13 protein-coding genes are annotated in these 14,484 nt (G+C 64.4%); 3 read left to right on the plus strand and 10 right to left on the minus strand.

Annotated elements, in window-relative coordinates; translation table 11 throughout:
* Window positions 1-20: 20 nt before the first annotated feature.
* The 4 genes from carB to FJ941_RS09785 form a co-directional block, all read right to left on the minus strand.
* Window positions 21-3,521 (minus strand): carbamoyl-phosphate synthase large subunit, encoded by a 3,501-nt coding sequence (gene carB / locus FJ941_RS09770; RefSeq protein ID WP_140505089.1) that lies wholly within the window; start codon window positions 3,519-3,521, stop codon window positions 21-23.
* A 189-nt stretch (window positions 3,522-3,710) separates the two neighbouring features.
* Entirely contained in the window at window positions 3,711-4,481 is a 771-nt protein-coding gene (locus FJ941_RS09775; protein WP_140505195.1) for an SH3 domain-containing protein, read from the minus strand.
* A 151-nt stretch (window positions 4,482-4,632) separates the two neighbouring features.
* Window positions 4,633-5,403, minus strand: coding sequence for a metallophosphoesterase family protein (locus FJ941_RS09780; RefSeq protein WP_140505091.1), 771 nt, complete (start codon window positions 5,401-5,403; stop codon window positions 4,633-4,635).
* A 68-nt stretch (window positions 5,404-5,471) separates the two neighbouring features.
* Window positions 5,472-5,828 carry a helix-turn-helix transcriptional regulator gene (locus FJ941_RS09785; RefSeq protein ID WP_140505093.1) on the minus strand — a complete coding sequence of 119 codons (357 nt, stop codon included), beginning with the start codon at window positions 5,826-5,828 and terminating at the stop codon, window positions 5,472-5,474.
* Between the two features lie 194 nt (window positions 5,829-6,022).
* Between FJ941_RS09785 and FJ941_RS09790 the strand changes: the two genes are divergently transcribed.
* The gene (locus tag FJ941_RS09790; protein ID WP_140505095.1) at window positions 6,023-7,201 is read left to right on the plus strand and encodes an MFS transporter; all 1,179 of its coding nucleotides are present in this window, start codon (window positions 6,023-6,025) and stop codon (window positions 7,199-7,201) included.
* A gap of 31 nt (window positions 7,202-7,232) precedes the next feature.
* Here the strand turns inward: FJ941_RS09790 and FJ941_RS09795 are convergent, their stop codons facing one another.
* Window positions 7,233-7,697: a MarR family winged helix-turn-helix transcriptional regulator gene (locus tag FJ941_RS09795; protein ID WP_140505097.1), complete on the minus strand. Its 465-nt coding sequence runs from the start codon at window positions 7,695-7,697 to the stop codon at window positions 7,233-7,235.
* A gap of 214 nt (window positions 7,698-7,911) precedes the next feature.
* Here FJ941_RS09795 and FJ941_RS09800 point away from each other — a divergent pair, with 214 nt between their 5' ends.
* The gene (locus FJ941_RS09800) at window positions 7,912-8,706 is read left to right on the plus strand and encodes an SDR family oxidoreductase (RefSeq protein ID WP_140505099.1); all 795 of its coding nucleotides are present in this window, start codon (window positions 7,912-7,914) and stop codon (window positions 8,704-8,706) included.
* 85 nt (window positions 8,707-8,791) lie between these two features.
* Here FJ941_RS09800 and FJ941_RS09805 read toward each other — a convergent pair whose 3' ends face one another.
* Window positions 8,792-9,391, minus strand: a complete 600-nt coding sequence (locus tag FJ941_RS09805) for a LysE family translocator (RefSeq protein ID WP_140505101.1) — start codon at window positions 9,389-9,391, stop codon at window positions 8,792-8,794.
* Between the two features lie 57 nt (window positions 9,392-9,448).
* Here FJ941_RS09805 and FJ941_RS09810 point away from each other — a divergent pair, with 57 nt between their 5' ends.
* Window positions 9,449-10,357, plus strand: coding sequence for a LysR substrate-binding domain-containing protein (locus FJ941_RS09810; RefSeq protein ID WP_181169752.1), 909 nt, complete (start codon window positions 9,449-9,451; stop codon window positions 10,355-10,357).
* Window positions 10,358-10,531: 174 nt separating this feature from the next.
* Here FJ941_RS09810 and FJ941_RS09815 read toward each other — a convergent pair whose 3' ends face one another.
* The 4 genes from FJ941_RS09815 to FJ941_RS09830 all read right to left on the minus strand — a co-directional run bounded on the left by FJ941_RS09815 (window position 10,532) and on the right by FJ941_RS09830 (window position 14,380).
* Window positions 10,532-11,182 carry a dihydrofolate reductase family protein gene (locus FJ941_RS09815; RefSeq protein WP_140505103.1) on the minus strand — a complete coding sequence of 217 codons (651 nt, stop codon included), beginning with the start codon at window positions 11,180-11,182 and terminating at the stop codon, window positions 10,532-10,534.
* A 109-nt stretch (window positions 11,183-11,291) separates the two neighbouring features.
* The gene (locus tag FJ941_RS09820) at window positions 11,292-12,128 is read right to left on the minus strand and encodes a protein-L-isoaspartate O-methyltransferase (RefSeq protein ID WP_181169753.1); all 837 of its coding nucleotides are present in this window, start codon (window positions 12,126-12,128) and stop codon (window positions 11,292-11,294) included.
* Between the two features lie 129 nt (window positions 12,129-12,257).
* Complete coding sequence (locus FJ941_RS09825) at window positions 12,258-12,776, minus strand: DUF2867 domain-containing protein (RefSeq protein WP_140505107.1); 519 nt, start codon at window positions 12,774-12,776, stop codon at window positions 12,258-12,260.
* Window positions 12,777-13,015: 239 nt separating this feature from the next.
* Complete coding sequence (locus FJ941_RS09830; RefSeq protein WP_140505109.1) at window positions 13,016-14,380, minus strand: Nramp family divalent metal transporter; 1,365 nt, start codon at window positions 14,378-14,380, stop codon at window positions 13,016-13,018.
* Between the last annotated feature and the right edge of the window lie 104 nt (window positions 14,381-14,484).

Genomic DNA, 14,484 nt, shown 5'->3' on the forward strand with positions numbered 1-14,484 from the left:
TCCCATCCGATGAGAAAATGTCAGGTGCTGAAGTACTCCTGCAGCGGCCTGACCTCGAGGCTCCCCGCCTTCAGCGCGGCAATCGCCTCGGCCACCGCAGCAGCCCCCGACAGCGTCGTGTAATACGGCACCTTCTGCATCAGCGTTGCCCTGCGCAGCGACTTCGAGTCCGACACGGCCTTCTGGCCATCCGTGGTGTTGAAGACGATCTGGACCTGGCGGTTGCGGATGGCGTCTTCGATGTGGGGGCGGCCTTCCAGGACCTTGTTTATTTTCTCGGCCACCACGCCGTTTTCGGCGAGGAAGCGCTGCGTGCCCGAGGTGGCCAACACCTTGAAGCCGAGGCCGGCGAGGCGCTTGACGGCCGGCAGGATGCCTTTCTTGTCCTCGTCGCGCACCGAGACGAACAGCGTGCCTGAGCGGGGCAGGTCGACGCCGGCGCCGAGCTGGCTCTTGGCGAAGGCCAGGGCGAAATCGCGGTCGAGGCCCATGACCTCGCCGGTCGAGCGCATTTCCGGGCCGAGCAATATGTCGACGCCGGGGAAGCGGGCGAAGGGGAAGACGGCTTCCTTGACCGCGATGTGGCCGGGATTCCTAGGGTCGGGCATGGCGCCGTAATGTGAGAAGGCGTCTTCCAGCGTCTCGCCGGCCATGATGCGGGCGGCGATTTTCGCGATCGGGCGCCCGATGGTCTTGGCGACGAAGGGCACGGTGCGCGACGCCCGCGGGTTGACCTCCAGCACATAGACCGTGCCGTCCTTGATCGCGTATTGCACGTTCATCAGGCCGCCGACATTGAGCGCGCGGGCAAGGGCCGCCGTCTGGCGCTCCAGCTCGTCGACCAATTCCGAGGGCAGCGAGTGCACCGGCAGCGAGCAGGCGCTGTCGCCCGAATGGATGCCGGCTTCCTCGATGTGTTCAAGAATGCCGGAGACGAAGGTCGCGTGGCGATCGCAGAGGCAGTCGACATCGACCTCGATCGCGCCACTGAGATAGGTGTCAAACAGCAGCGGGTTCTTGCCCAGCAGCGTGTTGATCTGGCCGGTCTTGTCGTTGGGGTATTTCTGCTTGATGTCCTCCGGCACCAGGCCGGGCACGGTGTCGAGCAGATAATTCTGCAGCATGCCCTCGTCATGGATGATCTGCATGGCGCGGCCGCCGAGCACATAGGAGGGGCGCACCACCAAGGGGAAACCGAGTTCGCCGGCGACGAGGCGGGCCTGCTCGACCGAATAGGCGATGCCGTTCTTCGGCTGGCTGAGGTTGAGCTTGTGCAGCAGCTTCTGGAAGCGGTCGCGGTCTTCGGCGAGATCGATCATATCGGGCGAGGTGCCGAGGATCGGTATTCCGGCCTTCTCCAGCGCGTCCGCCAGCTTCAGCGGCGTCTGGCCGCCGAACTGGACGATGACGCCGACCAGCTCGCCCGAGGCCTGCTCGGCGCGCAGGATCTCCAGCACGTCCTCCGCCGTAAGCGGCTCGAAATAGAGCCGGTCCGACGTGTCGTAGTCGGTCGACACGGTCTCGGGATTGCAGTTGATCATGATCGCTTCATAGCCGGCATCGCGCAGCGCGAACGCCGCGTGGCAGCAGCAATAGTCGAACTCGATGCCCTGGCCGATGCGGTTCGGCCCGCCGCCGAGGATGACGACCTTTTTCCGCGCCGACACCTGCGCCTCGTTGGCGAGCGCACCGGCGAAGGGCACTTCATAGGTCGAATACATGTAGGCGGTGGGCGAGGCGAACTCGGCGGCGCAGGTATCGATGCGCTTATAAACTGGATGAACGTCGAGCTTTTCACGAATCTTCTGAACGACTTCGGCGTCGGTCTTCGTCAGCGACGCGAGGCGGGCATCGGAGAAGCCCATGGCCTTGAGCATGCGCAGGTTGACGGCGTCCTGCGGAATACCGTGCTCGCGGATGCGGGCTTCCATGGCGAGGATGCCGGCGATCTGTTCGAGGAACCATGGGTCGATCTTGCACATGGCGTGCACGTCTTCGAGCGACGTGCCCATGCGGATTGCCTGCGCCACCATGCGCAGCCGGTCCGGCGTCGGGGTGCCCAAGGCGGCGCGGATGGCGTTGCGGTCGTCCGGGTTGTTACCTAGGGCATGGCCAAGGCCGGGAATCTCGATCTCGTCGAGGCCGGTGAGACCGGTCTCCAGACCGCGCAGTGCCTTCTGCAGCGATTCCTGAAAAGTGCGGCCGATGGCCATGACTTCGCCGACCGACTTCATGGCGGTGGTCAGCACCGGCTCGGCGCCGGGGAACTTTTCAAACGCAAAGCGCGGGATCTTCGTCACGACATAATCGATGCTTGGCTCGAATGAGGCGGGCGTGGCGCCGCCGGTGATGTCGTTCTCCAGCTCGTCCAGCGTGTAGCCGACGGCGAGTTTGGCGGCGATCTTGGCGATCGGGAAGCCGGTCGCCTTGGAGGCGAGCGCGGATGAGCGCGAGACGCGCGGGTTCATCTCGATGACGACGAGGCGGCCATCGGCGGGGTTGACGGCGAACTGCACGTTGGAGCCGCCGGTCTCGACGCCGATCTCGCGCAGCACCGCGATCGAGGCGTTGCGCATCATTTGGTATTCTTTGTCTGTGAGGGTGAGGGCAGGGGCGACGGTGATGCTATCGCCCGTATGCACGCCCATCGGGTCGATGTTCTCGATCGAGCAGACGATGATGCAGTTGTCCGCCTTGTCGCGGACGACCTCCATCTCATACTCCTTCCAGCCGAGCACGCTTTCCTCGATCAGCACTTCGGTGGTCGGCGAGGCGTCGAGGCCGGACTGGACGATGTCGTAGAATTCGGCCCTGTTATAGGCGATGCCGCCGCCGGTGCCGCCCATGGTGAAGGAGGGGCGGATGATGGCGGGCAGGCCGACATGGTCGAGCGCTTGTGCCGCGATCGCCATGCCATGGCTGATGTAGCGCTGCTTGCGGTCGCCTTCGCCGAGGTTCCAGCGGGTTTCCAGCGCGTCGAGTTCGGCGTCGAGATTGTCCGGCTTCTCGGCCTTCAGCGCGGCGCGCTCGGCCTCATGCGTCTTGCGGTCGGCGTTCTTGACGTCGGTGGCGTTGGCCAGCATCGACTTCGGCGTTTCGAGCCCGATCGTCTTCATCGCCTCGCGAAACAGCGCGCGGTCCTCGGCCTTGTCAATGGCATGCGCGTCGGCGCCGATCATCTCGACATTGTAACGCTCGAGCACGCCCATGCGGCGCAGCGACAGGGCGGTGTTGAGCGCGGTCTGGCCGCCCATGGTCGGCAGCAGCGCATCGGGCCGCTCCTTGGCGATGATCTTGGCGACGACTTCGGGCGTGATCGGTTCGATATAGGTGGCATCGGCCAGTTCCGGGTCGGTCATGATGGTGGCCGGGTTGGAATTGACCAGGATGACGCGAAAACCCTCTTCCTTCAGCGCCTTGCAGGCCTGGGTGCCGGAATAGTCGAACTCGCAGGCCTGGCCGATGACGATGGGGCCGGCCCCGATGATCAGGATCGACTTGATGTCGGTGCGTCTTGGCATGTCTGTGAATTCCGTTCGGCAGCGGGCTTGCACAAAAAACCGGGACGGGAAGACCCGGCCGGTTGTGCTCGCGATTCTGGTATCAGGCTAGGAGGGCCTTATAGGGAAGAGTTTTGCCCGATGTAACCCCGAAAATGAAGGGTTCACAGCGCCAAGCAAACAAGCGCCTCATTCCCTCGCGCCAGCGTCCTAATCCCCCAGCACCACAGTATCCGTGATCTCAAACCGCTCCGCCACGCCGATGCGGATCATGTTGAGGTTGCCTTCCCTGGTGAAGCGGAAGTTGCTGCCGGCGTCCGAGCTTGCCGGCAGGCCGGCATCGAAGGAGATGACGCGGCTGCCGCCATCGGGCCAGGTCACGGTCACGTCGGCCTTATCAGTGCCCTTGCGCGTCACGCTCGCCGCGCAGGGCGCCATGGGCTGTCCAACGTAGCGGGCGCAGGGAATTTGCAGGGTTCCATTCGCCGCCAGCGCCAGGCCATAGGCATCCTGCATGGCGATCTCCGCCGCGGATTTTGGCATGGGTTCGGGACTGGCCGGCTGGCTCGCGCCACCCAGACGTGCGGTCAGGTCGGGCGTCGCGTCGGCTTCGGCGGCCATGGCGTCCGCCGCCTGGTCGGGCACCGTCGCCGGATTGAGGGGCACGAGATAGCGGGCGGGGGCCCAGCCGGTGGCTTTGGGGTTGTCGGACTCGATCTTGCACCAGGGATGGCCGTCAATGTCGTTGCAGCCGAGGTTTCTCACACTCGCACCGGCAGCCAGGCGGGCCTCGGTCTTGCCGATCGCCGACGGTTTGGCGCGGATATTGAGCAGGTCGTCGGGGGCGAGCCCGGTGACGACGGAGATGAACGGCGCCTCTTCGGCATGCGCCGGGACAACAGACGGCCACGCCGCCATCAGCAGCGGAGCGGCAATCAGCGCATGCAAACTTTTTCGGAGCGTAACTGTGCGCCTCATCATTTGGCCGTGCGCCGTACTCAAATCACCATGCCGCGGCGGTCTCGCCGCATGTCCGGCCGGTTTTATAAGGGACGGCGCGCCGGCATGTAAGCCGGAAAATTCAGCCCAATCATGATGGCAAACCATGGCGCCGCGTGGTGCGGTTCAAGGATTACGGCCGCGCCGCTTCCGGCATGAAGCCGGTGCGCAGGCCGTGCGCCCATTCCGGGCGTCCCGCCTGTTCGGCCTGCCGTGCCGCCGCCTCGTGGTCGTAGTCCACCGCGATCATCTCGAAGCGGTCCTGCTGACCGGCGCCGCCCAAGGTGACGATGCCATAGCGCGCATGCGGCGAGCCCTGTTCGGAGACATGCGCCGGCGGCGTGTCGTCGTCATAGGCGGGGCAGCCGATGCTGCCCGGGTTGAAGATGACTGGGCCATTCGGGATGCGGATCAACTCGGCCCGGTGGCTGTGGCCGCAGAGCGCGATGCGGCAGGCCGGGTCGAGCGCCTTCAGCCGGCGCCGGATTGCCGCCAGCGGCGCGCGCACCAACTGGCCATCGACGATCGCGTCGAGCAGGTATTTCTCGTCGTGATCGGGGCGGGCATGGAAGGCGATGACGCCAGGTGCGATCTCAAGGATCAACGGCTGGGCGAACAGTGCATCGCGCTGCGCTGGCGTCAATCGCTGCTGCGCATAGACGTCGGACGCCCACATGGTCTCGTCGGCCGGATCGGCGGCGACGCGGCGGTCATGGTTGCCACGCACAGTCGGCAGCTTGAGCGCTTCCAGCCGTTCCATCGTTTCGCGCGGCCAGAGCGGACCCGAAACGCTGTCGCCGAGATTGACGGTGAGGTCAGCGCCGCCGCGATGCCTGAGATCGTCGAGCACGGCCTCGAGGGCGAGAACGTTGCCGTGGATGTCGGCGAGAACGGCGATGCGCATGAGGAGCTTCCGTGGGTGGGCGGCAGGACTTGGTTCCCTCACCCGCTTCGCGAGGGAAAGGAAAAGCTTCAGGCCGGCACTTCCAAATCATGACCGCCGACCGCCGGCAGGGCGGCGTCGTCGGCGGCCGCCGCGATGACGCTGTCGAGCAGGCCGGGGAAACGGGCGTCGAGGTCGGCGCGGCGGAGCGTGATCATGCGGTTTGTGCCGACCACTTCGGTGCGGGTGACTCCAGCCTCGCGCAGTTTGGCGAGGTGGTAGCTGAGGTTGGTCTTGGAGGCGAGGTCGAGAAAGCGGCTGCAGTTCAGCGGCACGCCTTCCTTGCTGGCGAGATAACGCACGATGGCGAGCCGCGTCGGGTCGCCAAGCACGCCGAGCACGATGGGCAGGCTGATCTGGTCCGTATTGGGGTGGGGCAAGCTCATGGCTGGAACCTAAGCGCAGTTCGGGCCGATTTCAACGCGTCGATCCTGCTCAGCCCATACACACGGTTTCTCCACTTCATGACCGTCCTGACACAGTGCTGTCAGCATGGTTCTGCTATTTTGCCGTGGCTCATTGACATGATGCCCCTTTATGTCCAATTGTTCAATAACTTTTGAACTAAGGACGCTTTCCCATGGACAAGAGAATCTTCTGGCTTGCGCTTGGATCGTTTGCGATCTCGACCGAAGGCTTCGTCATCTCCAGCCTCCTGCCCGATATCGCCAGGGATGCCGGCATCTCGGTGCCGCTCGCCGGTTCGCTGATCACCGCCTTCGCGCTTGCCTATGCGATCGGCACGCCGATCCTGGCAACGCTGACTGGTGAATGGGACCGGCGCCGCGTCATCCTGTGGACGCTGGTGTTCTTCGTCATCGGCAACGTCGTTGCCGCCCTGAGCTCATCCTTCGAAGTGCTGCTCGTCGCACGCATCATCATGGCGCTGTCGTCGGGTCTGTTCGCGGCGACCGCGCAAGGCACGGCGGTGGCGCTGGTCGATGATCATCACCGGGCCCGCGCCATTGCCGTCGTCGTCGGCGGCACCACGGTTGCGGTCGCTATCGGTGCGCCGCTTGGCGCGCTGGTCGCGGCCATCGCCGGCTGGCGCGGCACTTTCTATGCCATTGCCGGCCTGGGCGCGCTCGCCGGCGCCATCCTGTGGTACCGGCTGCCGCGCGGCATCATCGGCACCAGGCTGCCGCTGAAGCGCCGGCTGGCGGCGGCCATGCGTCCCGGCGTGATGCCGATCCTGGTGACGACGGTGCTTGCCCTCGTTGGTGCCTTCACCGTGTTCAGCTTCATCGCGCCGCTGGCCATTGAAGGCGCCGGGCTGTCGCCGATCGCGCTGCCGGGCATGCTGCTCGCCTTTGGTGTCGGCGCCGTCATCGGCAATATTGCCGGGGGCCAGGCAGCCGATCGTTTCGGCGCGACGCGCACTGTCGGTTGGTCACTGGCGCTGAGCGCGGCCATGCTCGTCACCTTCTCGCTGATCCCGACCTTCCTGCCGCATCACCTCGCCGGACCGGCGCTGATGGGCATGATGGTGCCGTGGGGCATCGTCGGCTGGGCCTTCCCGCCGGCGCAGGCGAGCCGCATCATCAAGCTCGCACCCGACGCGGCCCCGATCGTGCTGTCGCTTAACGCCTCGGCGCTCTATCTCGGCGTGGCGCTCGGCGCGGTGGTCGGCGGCGCGGTGCTGCGCTACGGCGCGCCGGCCGATCTCGGCCTGATCGCGGCGGTCTTCCCGATCATCGGGCTCGGCATCGTTCTGGCCGGGCGGATGTTTGCCAGACCGGTGGCGATGCCGGCGGAATAAGACCTGGCATTGAAATGATGCCGGCCGCTCTTCAGTTAGAAGAAGCGGCCGGCGGCATATCGAAATCCAGCGCGCTGATGTCATCCAGCACCGCGCGGAGGTTTGTCGCCTGATCCTTGCCCACCACCGCTTCGAAGCGTTGCTGGGCGACATGCCACAGTTTCATCACCTCATCGAGCTTGACGAGGCCTTGCGGCGTCAGCCGCACCCGCTTGATGCGGCGGTCGGCCGGGTCGGCGAAGGTCTCGACATAGCCGTCGCGGATCAGGGGCTTCAGCGTGTGGCCGAGCGCCGACAGATCCATGATCAGGGAAGCCGCTATGGCACCCATGGCCGGCTCGTTGCCGATGTGGATCTGGTAGAGCAGGCCCTGCTGCGTGGCCTTGAGACCCGAGGGCGCTAGCACATCGTCATAGTACTGGCCAATCTTGCGCGTCGCGCGACGCAGCATGGCGTTGTTGCAGAGCGTCAGTCCGGACGGGGCCTCTTTCGACATGATGGTTCCTTGGCGGCGACGACATTCTGTCCGGCTGCTGCCTGATAAATAATCCCGGATGCGCTCATTGACAAGATAGTGGCATATGCCTATTTCCACAAAGGTGGCATATACCACTAAATCGATCAATCGGCTTGCCGGCAAACCGAGAGGCCAATGCCTGCGATGCCTCGGCTAGGTCGAAGCAACAATTTGAGATAGAAGGAACAGGATTATGAGTGGACAGACAAACAAGGGCACGGCGGTCGTCACCGGCGCTTCATCGGGTATCGGCGCAGTCTATGCGGACCGGCTGGCGGGGCAGGGCTACGATCTGGTGCTGGTGGCGCGCCGTGCCGACCGGCTGCAGGAGCTCGCTGAGAAGCTGCGCCATGCCTACAGCCGCAACGTCAGCGTGATCGCAGCGGACCTGTCCGACGACGACGATGTGCGCCGTGTCGAGCAGGCGATATCGGCCGACGAAACCGTGACGCTGCTGGTCAACAATGCCGGCCTTGGCGGCCAGGCGGTGGTGGCAATCGCCGATGCCGACGCCGCCGAGCGCATGATCAAGGTCAACGTCGTGGCGCTGACCCGGCTGACGCGCGCCGTGCTGCCCGGGCTTTTGGCGCGCAACCGTGGCGCCATCGTCAATATCGCCTCGGTGCTGGCCTTCGACACCTCGTTCGGCGGTATCTACAGCGGCACCAAGGCCTATGTCGTCAACTTCACCGAAGCTCTGCAGCGTGAAGTCGCTGATACCGAGGTAAGGGTGCAGGTGGTGCTGCCGGGCGCGACCCGGACCGATTTCTGGGAGCTTTCCGGCAGCGATATCGATAGCCTTCCGAAGGAGATCATCATGACCGCCGACGATATGGTCGATGCCGCCCTTGTCGGCCTGGCGCGGGGCGAAGCCGTCACCGTGCCGGCGCTTGCAGATACGGGAAAGCTGGACACGTTCCTCGGCGCCCGGCAGGCCTTCTACGGCAGCCTGCACGCCGACAAGCCGGCGGCTCGCTACGCCGCTTGAGGCTGGACGGGAAGGCTGGCGCCGACTTTGCAAGACTTAGGTTCCTCGCCCCCGCGACGCGGGGGAGAGGAAATGGGTATGCGCCTTACGCCGACCGCCACATCGGGATGATCGAGGCGGCGAGCACCAGCGCCAGCACGATGTTGAGCGCGCGCCATTGCCACTCGGTCTTGAGCAGCCGTGCCAGCACCATGCCGGCCACGCACCAGACGGACAGCGAGATGGCGGCGGTGAGGCCGAAGGTCGAGCCGAGCAGCAGCGCCAGTTGGCCCGGCCCGTCGGCAAGCGCGGCGAAGGAGGCAGCCGCGCCCAGCCCCATCGCCCAGCCCTTCGGGTTCATCCACTGGATGCCGGCGCCGCCCAGGAAACTGTTGGGCCTGGCCATGGCCACATCGAGATTGGGCGGCCCGGCGCGGCCGATCTTGATTGCCAGCCAGACGAGGTAGAGCGAGCCGGCGATCTTCATGGCAAGCTGCAGCGACGGCATGGCAAGCAGCAGGCCGGCAAGCCCGGCGGCCGCCGCACCCGTCACGGTCGCGAGGCCGGCAGCACTGCCGATCATCAACGGGACCGAGCGGCGAAAGCCGAACTGCGCGCCTGAAGCCGTCGACAGGGTGGTCGCGATGCCTGGTGTGGCAGTGGCCACGAAGGCAAACAGGATCAGCGGCAAGATAGGCTGGAGCATGGGGACGTCCTTTGTCGGAAGCCCCATGGTAGACGCCGGCTCGCATCAGTAAATGCAATGTTTGCGATGATCAGCATTAGCCTCTATAATGCTGGAATGATCCGCAATCTCGATACCAGCCTCGTGCGCACTTTCGTCACCGTCGCCGATAAGGCGAGCATGACGGCGGCGGCCAACGCGCTGCACCTGACGCAGGGCGCCGTCAGCCAGCAGGTCAAGCGGCTGGAAGAAACGCTCGGCTGCAGCCTTTTCGAACGCGACCGGCGCGGTCTGCGCCTGACCCATTCCGGTGAGCGGCTGTTCGATAAGGCAAGGCGCCTGCTCAGCCTCAATGACGAGATCTGGACCGACATGATGGGGAGCGCGGTGGCCGGCCAGGTACGGCTCGGCGTGCCCTACGATCTTGTCGGCACCTTGCTGGCGCCGGTGCTGAAGACCTATGCCGAGGCCTATCCGCAGGTCGAGATATCGCTGGTCTGCGCCTCCTCGCCGGAACTGGCGGCAGCACTTGCTGCGGGAACCATCGATCTCGCGGTGATCGAGGAGCGGGTCGGTCCGAGGTCAGGCGAATGCCTGGCCATCGACCGGCTGGTCTGGGTCGGGGCAAGGGGCGGGGCGGCCCGCGCCAAGCGGCCGCTGCCGGTCTCGATCGTCGCCGACACCTGCGCCTTCCGGCCGGTGGTGCTGTCGGCACTCAACGAGCATGGGCTGGAATGGCGCAGCGTGTTCGAGAACGGCAACATCGACGCGACCACGGCGACGGTGCGCTCGGACCTCGCCGTCACCACATGGCTGGCTTCCACCGTGCCTCCGGATCTCGACATATTGCCGTTCGACGCCGGCCTGCCGCCGCTGCCGAATTTTGCCATCAACCTGCATCTGCCGAGGCATGGCGTCGGGCCGGCGGCGCAGGAGTTCGCACGGCATATCCGTGAGGGGCTGGGGCGGCGATTGCAGGCGGCTTGAGGAGTCGCGTCTAGCTGGTCACAAGGGGAGAAGGAAGAGTCATCGATGTCATGGCTAATTGCCAACGTTGGAGAGTGGCAGAGCCGAATGCGCCAGGCTCCACCTTCTCCCCCTTGTGGCCTCGCGAAGCGAGGTCGGATGAGGGGTGTTCCAGCTTGATGCCAGAGGTCGAATTTACTTCCAGTTCTTGCGCCGTTCGAGTTCGGCGTCGGAGGGTTTGCCCGTGACAAAGGAGCCGACCTCGATTTCGCCCGCGCGCTCGTAGGTCGCCATGATGACGCCGGTGGCGGAAGCCTGCGATTTGACAAGCCTGAAGGCGGCCGGCATCGCGGCATCGCCGAACAGCCGCTTGCCCTTGCCCAGCAACAGCGGGAACGTCATCAGCCGGATCTCGTCGATCAGCCCGTTGGCGAGCAAAGTCTGAATGAGATTGCCAGATCCCTGGATGAGCAGGTCAGGTCCATCTTCCTGCTTGAGCCGGCGCAAAGTCGCGATGATATCGGGCCCAAGCGACTGCGTGTTCTGCCAGGTCAGAGTGTCCGGCCGATGCGTCGCCACATATTTGGTCGCGGGGTTGAAGGCATCCGCGATCGGATCTTTCTGGTACGGCCAATACGCGGCGAAGATGTCGTAGGTTCTGCGGCCGAGCAGCAGGGCGAAGGGTTTGGAAAATAGATCATCCATTGCCGCGCCCGCCTCCTCGTCAAAGTAGTGGAAAGTCCAGCCGCCGAATTTGAAGCCGCCGACCGGATCTTCTTCCGGTCCACCGGGTGCCTGCATGACGCCATCGAGGCTGACGAAGGTTGCGGCGGTGATCTTTCTCATTGTGCTCTCCCTTGCTTTCGTCCACGCCGTCGCGGCCGGACTTCAGTCCAAGGACGGACCAGCCGCGCCCATCCCGACAGCGGCCGCGAATCTGGTTCGCCACCGATGCTTAATCACGCGCGCTCGGGGTTTCCGACGAGAACCAGACATGCTCGAAGATTGCCGTGGCGGTGCTGTCTGGCTGCCTATCCTCGATCAGCCAGATCGAGCGGCTGCGCGCGGCCTCTTCGCGTGTCGGGATCTTCGCGGCGGAGTCGGCGGTCGACGCGCCGACACAAGGGATGAACCACGAGCGCATGAACGGGTGGCAGGCGAAGCCTTTTTCGCCGCGGGTCACCATCACCGCGAACGGAACGCGCTCGGCCGGACGCCACGGGAAGATCATGCGGCCGCCGGGGCGCAACGCCTTCAGCCATCCGGCGGGAGGGGCCACGACACCGGCGTTGACATAGATGATGTCGGATGGTGGCAGGGGCGAGGTCACGGCATCGCCATGGACAACAGTCGCATTGCCGTAGGCTTCGAGATTTTGCCGGGCCAGCTCTGCCAGCTTCTTGTCGAGCTCGAAAGCGGTGACGGTGCCGCCCGGCGAAACCAGTCTGGCCAGCACCGCAGTGTAGTAGCCGGTGCCGGCGCCGATATGACAAACGGCCTCGCCGGGTCTCGGCGCAAGCTTTCCGATCCACATGGCGTGCAGGAATGGCTCGCCATTGTTGATGCCCTTGTCGTCGTCGAGCGCCACCAGCACGTTCTGGTAGATGTGGGCCGGATCGGCGCTCGGCGTCGTGATCTTGCCGTTGCCGGCGATGATCGTCCACGGTCCGGGGCCGAGAAAGGCTTCGCGCGGCACTTCGGCGAAGACCGTCTGCAGGCGCGGATCGGGCGATCCGGCATTTGCGGCCATCAGCCGCGCATAGAATTTCCTGAAATCTTCGATCCCGGTCATGACGAGGGGAAGATAGCGCGGATCGCCGATTTGTCGCGGGACCATCTGCGGCCGGACTGTGTGAGAAGAAGCACGGGGCGGGAGCTCCCCGCCGTGTTTCATCGTTTGAAATTCGAGGTTCCCGCAGCTCTACTGCATTTGCGTTTGTGCACAGCGTGCCAGGTTGGCCCTGACCACCAGGTGATGAAAAGGCCTGATCGCGTTGAGATAGGTGAAGCCCAGGGCATTGTGGGTATGCACAACGGTTGTCGCGATGATCAACGTGCCTGTTGGAGAATGGCGTCGGAGCAGAGATAGACGGAAGTCCAGGTGTCGGTCATCCGTACCGAGCACGATTTCGTCCTTGCCCTCCCAGTGCACCGGGAAGAAGTCCACCCGTTCACGGCTGTCCTGGAACGTCCTGACCGTGTCGGAGGCTTTGATGCCGAAGGGCGTAACAATGGCGTCGCGCAGCGCGATCAACGCCTTTTGCCACACGGGTGGATTGACGAGTGTCCGCGTCGCCAACTCGCGCATGCTCGACTGTTCCGATGCACTCAAGTCAATGCTGTAGCTATCGAGTGAACTGGCGTTATCGTACCAGCTCGCAATGATACTTTCCGACGGCGGCGTTGTCCGGCGTACCTGCGGTTTGCGGTCTAAACCCATGCTGAAAGCTCAATCATGGCAGCTGGCCAAATAGCGGTAGGAGTACATGCCTTAGAACGAAGCCGACCGAGAACGATATAATATGGTGCGTGAGCGCTATACAAGCGGCGCGGTCGCAAGCCGATATCGGCGCGCACGAGGGCACAATCGAATCGGCCCTCGCCTGGATGCAAATTGCCTTCGTTGCGATACTGTTGCGCAGACCGGGTTATGATGGATCTTAATTTCGACTCAGGTTCTTAGCCAACCCCGGACATGGTCTCGTAGAGCAGCTTGAAATTGAGCACCAGGATGATGGCCGCGACTACCCAGGCCAATGCCGCCACGCCGCGCGGGATGGCGAGGTTGCCCATCTTCTTCTTGTCGGAGACGAACTGCACCAGCGGGATGACCGCGAAGGGCAGCTGCATGGACAGGATCACCTGACTGAACACCAGCAGCTGGCCGGTGCCCTTCTCGCCATAGAGCGCGGTGACGACCACCACCGGAACGATGGCTAGGCCGCGCGTCAAAAGACGCCGTGCCCAGCTGGGGATGCGCAGGCGCAGAAAACCTTCCATGATGATCTGGCCGGCCAGCGTCGCCGTCACCGTCGAGTTGAGGCCCGAGGCCAGCAGTGCCACGGCAAACAGGATCGAGGCGATGCCCAAGCCAAGCAGCGGCGACAGGAGCTGGAAGGCCTGGTCGATCTCGGCGACATGATGGTGGCCGGTGTCGTGGAAGGCGACCGCCGCGACGATCAGGATGGCGGCGTTGACGAACAGCGCCAGCATCAGGGCGATGGTGGAGTCCATCGTCGCCCATTTGATGGCATCGCGCTTGCCCGCGTCGGTGCGTTCATAGGCGCGGGTCTGCACGATCGAGGAATGCAGATAGAGATTATGCGGCATGACCGTGGCGCCGATGATGCCGATGGCGATGTAGAGCATCGCCGGGTTGGTGATGATGTCGGAGGACGGCACGAACATCGAATGCAGGATCGTGCCGGCCGGCGGGGCGGCAACGAAGATCTGGATGGCAAAGCAGCTGAAGATGATGATCAGAAGCGCGACGACGAATGCTTCCAGATAGCGGAAACCCTTGTTCATCAGGAGCAGCACCAGGAAGGCGTCGAGCGCGGTGAGCATGGCGCCGCCGATCAGCGGGATGCCGAACAAAAGCTGCAGCGCGATCGCGGTGCCGATCACCTCGGCGAGGTCGCAGGCGATGATGGCGAGCTCGCAGGCGATCCACAGCACGAAATTGACCGGGCGCGGGTAGTAAGCGCGGCAGGCCTGGGCGAGGTCGCGGCCGGTGGCGATGCCAAGCCGCGCGGCCAGCGCCTGCAGCAGGATCGCCATCAGGTTGGACAGCATGATGATGAACAAAAGCGTGTAGCCGAACTGGGCGCCGCCGGCGAGGTCGGTCGCCCAGTTGCCCGGGTCCATATAGCCGACCGAGACCATGTAGCCCGGGCCCATGAAGGCGAACAGCCGGCGGAACCAGACGCCTGACGTCGGCACCGCGATGGTGGAATTGACCTCGCGCAGGCTGGGCTGATCGTCTTCCTCCCGTCTGGCGAGCCGCCATGCGGACCGGGGGGCTGTGACGTCTGCTTCTAACATGAAAAGGCTTTCCGCGGCTTCCGGAGGATACCCATAAGCTATGCCATGGCTCAACATTATGCAATAGGCTATATTTCATTGTCGGTGCTTGTTGCGAGGGCGGG

It is taken from the genome of Mesorhizobium sp. B2-3-13, assembly GCF_006442195.1.
Lineage (GTDB): Bacteria > Pseudomonadota > Alphaproteobacteria > Rhizobiales > Rhizobiaceae > Mesorhizobium > Mesorhizobium salmacidum.

Excerpts from the sequence above, each read along its gene's own strand:
- FJ941_RS09810 (WP_181169752.1), top strand. The coding sequence starts at position 9,449 with ATGTTTGCGATGATCAGCATTAGCCTCTATAATGCTGGAATGATCCGC.
- FJ941_RS09820 (WP_181169753.1), bottom strand. The coding sequence starts at position 12,128 with ATGACCGGGATCGAAGATTTCAGGAAATTCTATGCGCGGCTGATGGCC.
- FJ941_RS09800 (WP_140505099.1), top strand. The coding sequence starts at position 7,912 with ATGAGTGGACAGACAAACAAGGGCACGGCGGTCGTCACCGGCGCTTCA.
- FJ941_RS09790 (WP_140505095.1), top strand. The coding sequence starts at position 6,023 with ATGGACAAGAGAATCTTCTGGCTTGCGCTTGGATCGTTTGCGATCTCG.
- FJ941_RS09780 (WP_140505091.1), bottom strand. The coding sequence starts at position 5,403 with ATGCGCATCGCCGTTCTCGCCGACATCCACGGCAACGTTCTCGCCCTC.
- FJ941_RS09825 (WP_140505107.1), bottom strand. The coding sequence starts at position 12,776 with ATGGGTTTAGACCGCAAACCGCAGGTACGCCGGACAACGCCGCCGTCG.
- carB (WP_140505089.1), bottom strand. The coding sequence starts at position 3,521 with ATGCCAAGACGCACCGACATCAAGTCGATCCTGATCATCGGGGCCGGC.
- FJ941_RS09775 (WP_140505195.1), bottom strand. The coding sequence starts at position 4,481 with ATGATGAGGCGCACAGTTACGCTCCGAAAAAGTTTGCATGCGCTGATT.
- FJ941_RS09795 (WP_140505097.1), bottom strand. The coding sequence starts at position 7,697 with ATGTCGAAAGAGGCCCCGTCCGGACTGACGCTCTGCAACAACGCCATG.
- FJ941_RS09785 (WP_140505093.1), bottom strand. The coding sequence starts at position 5,828 with ATGAGCTTGCCCCACCCCAATACGGACCAGATCAGCCTGCCCATCGTG.
- FJ941_RS09830 (WP_140505109.1), bottom strand. The coding sequence starts at position 14,380 with ATGTTAGAAGCAGACGTCACAGCCCCCCGGTCCGCATGGCGGCTCGCC.
- FJ941_RS09805 (WP_140505101.1), bottom strand. The coding sequence starts at position 9,391 with ATGCTCCAGCCTATCTTGCCGCTGATCCTGTTTGCCTTCGTGGCCACT.
- FJ941_RS09815 (WP_140505103.1), bottom strand. The coding sequence starts at position 11,182 with ATGAGAAAGATCACCGCCGCAACCTTCGTCAGCCTCGATGGCGTCATG.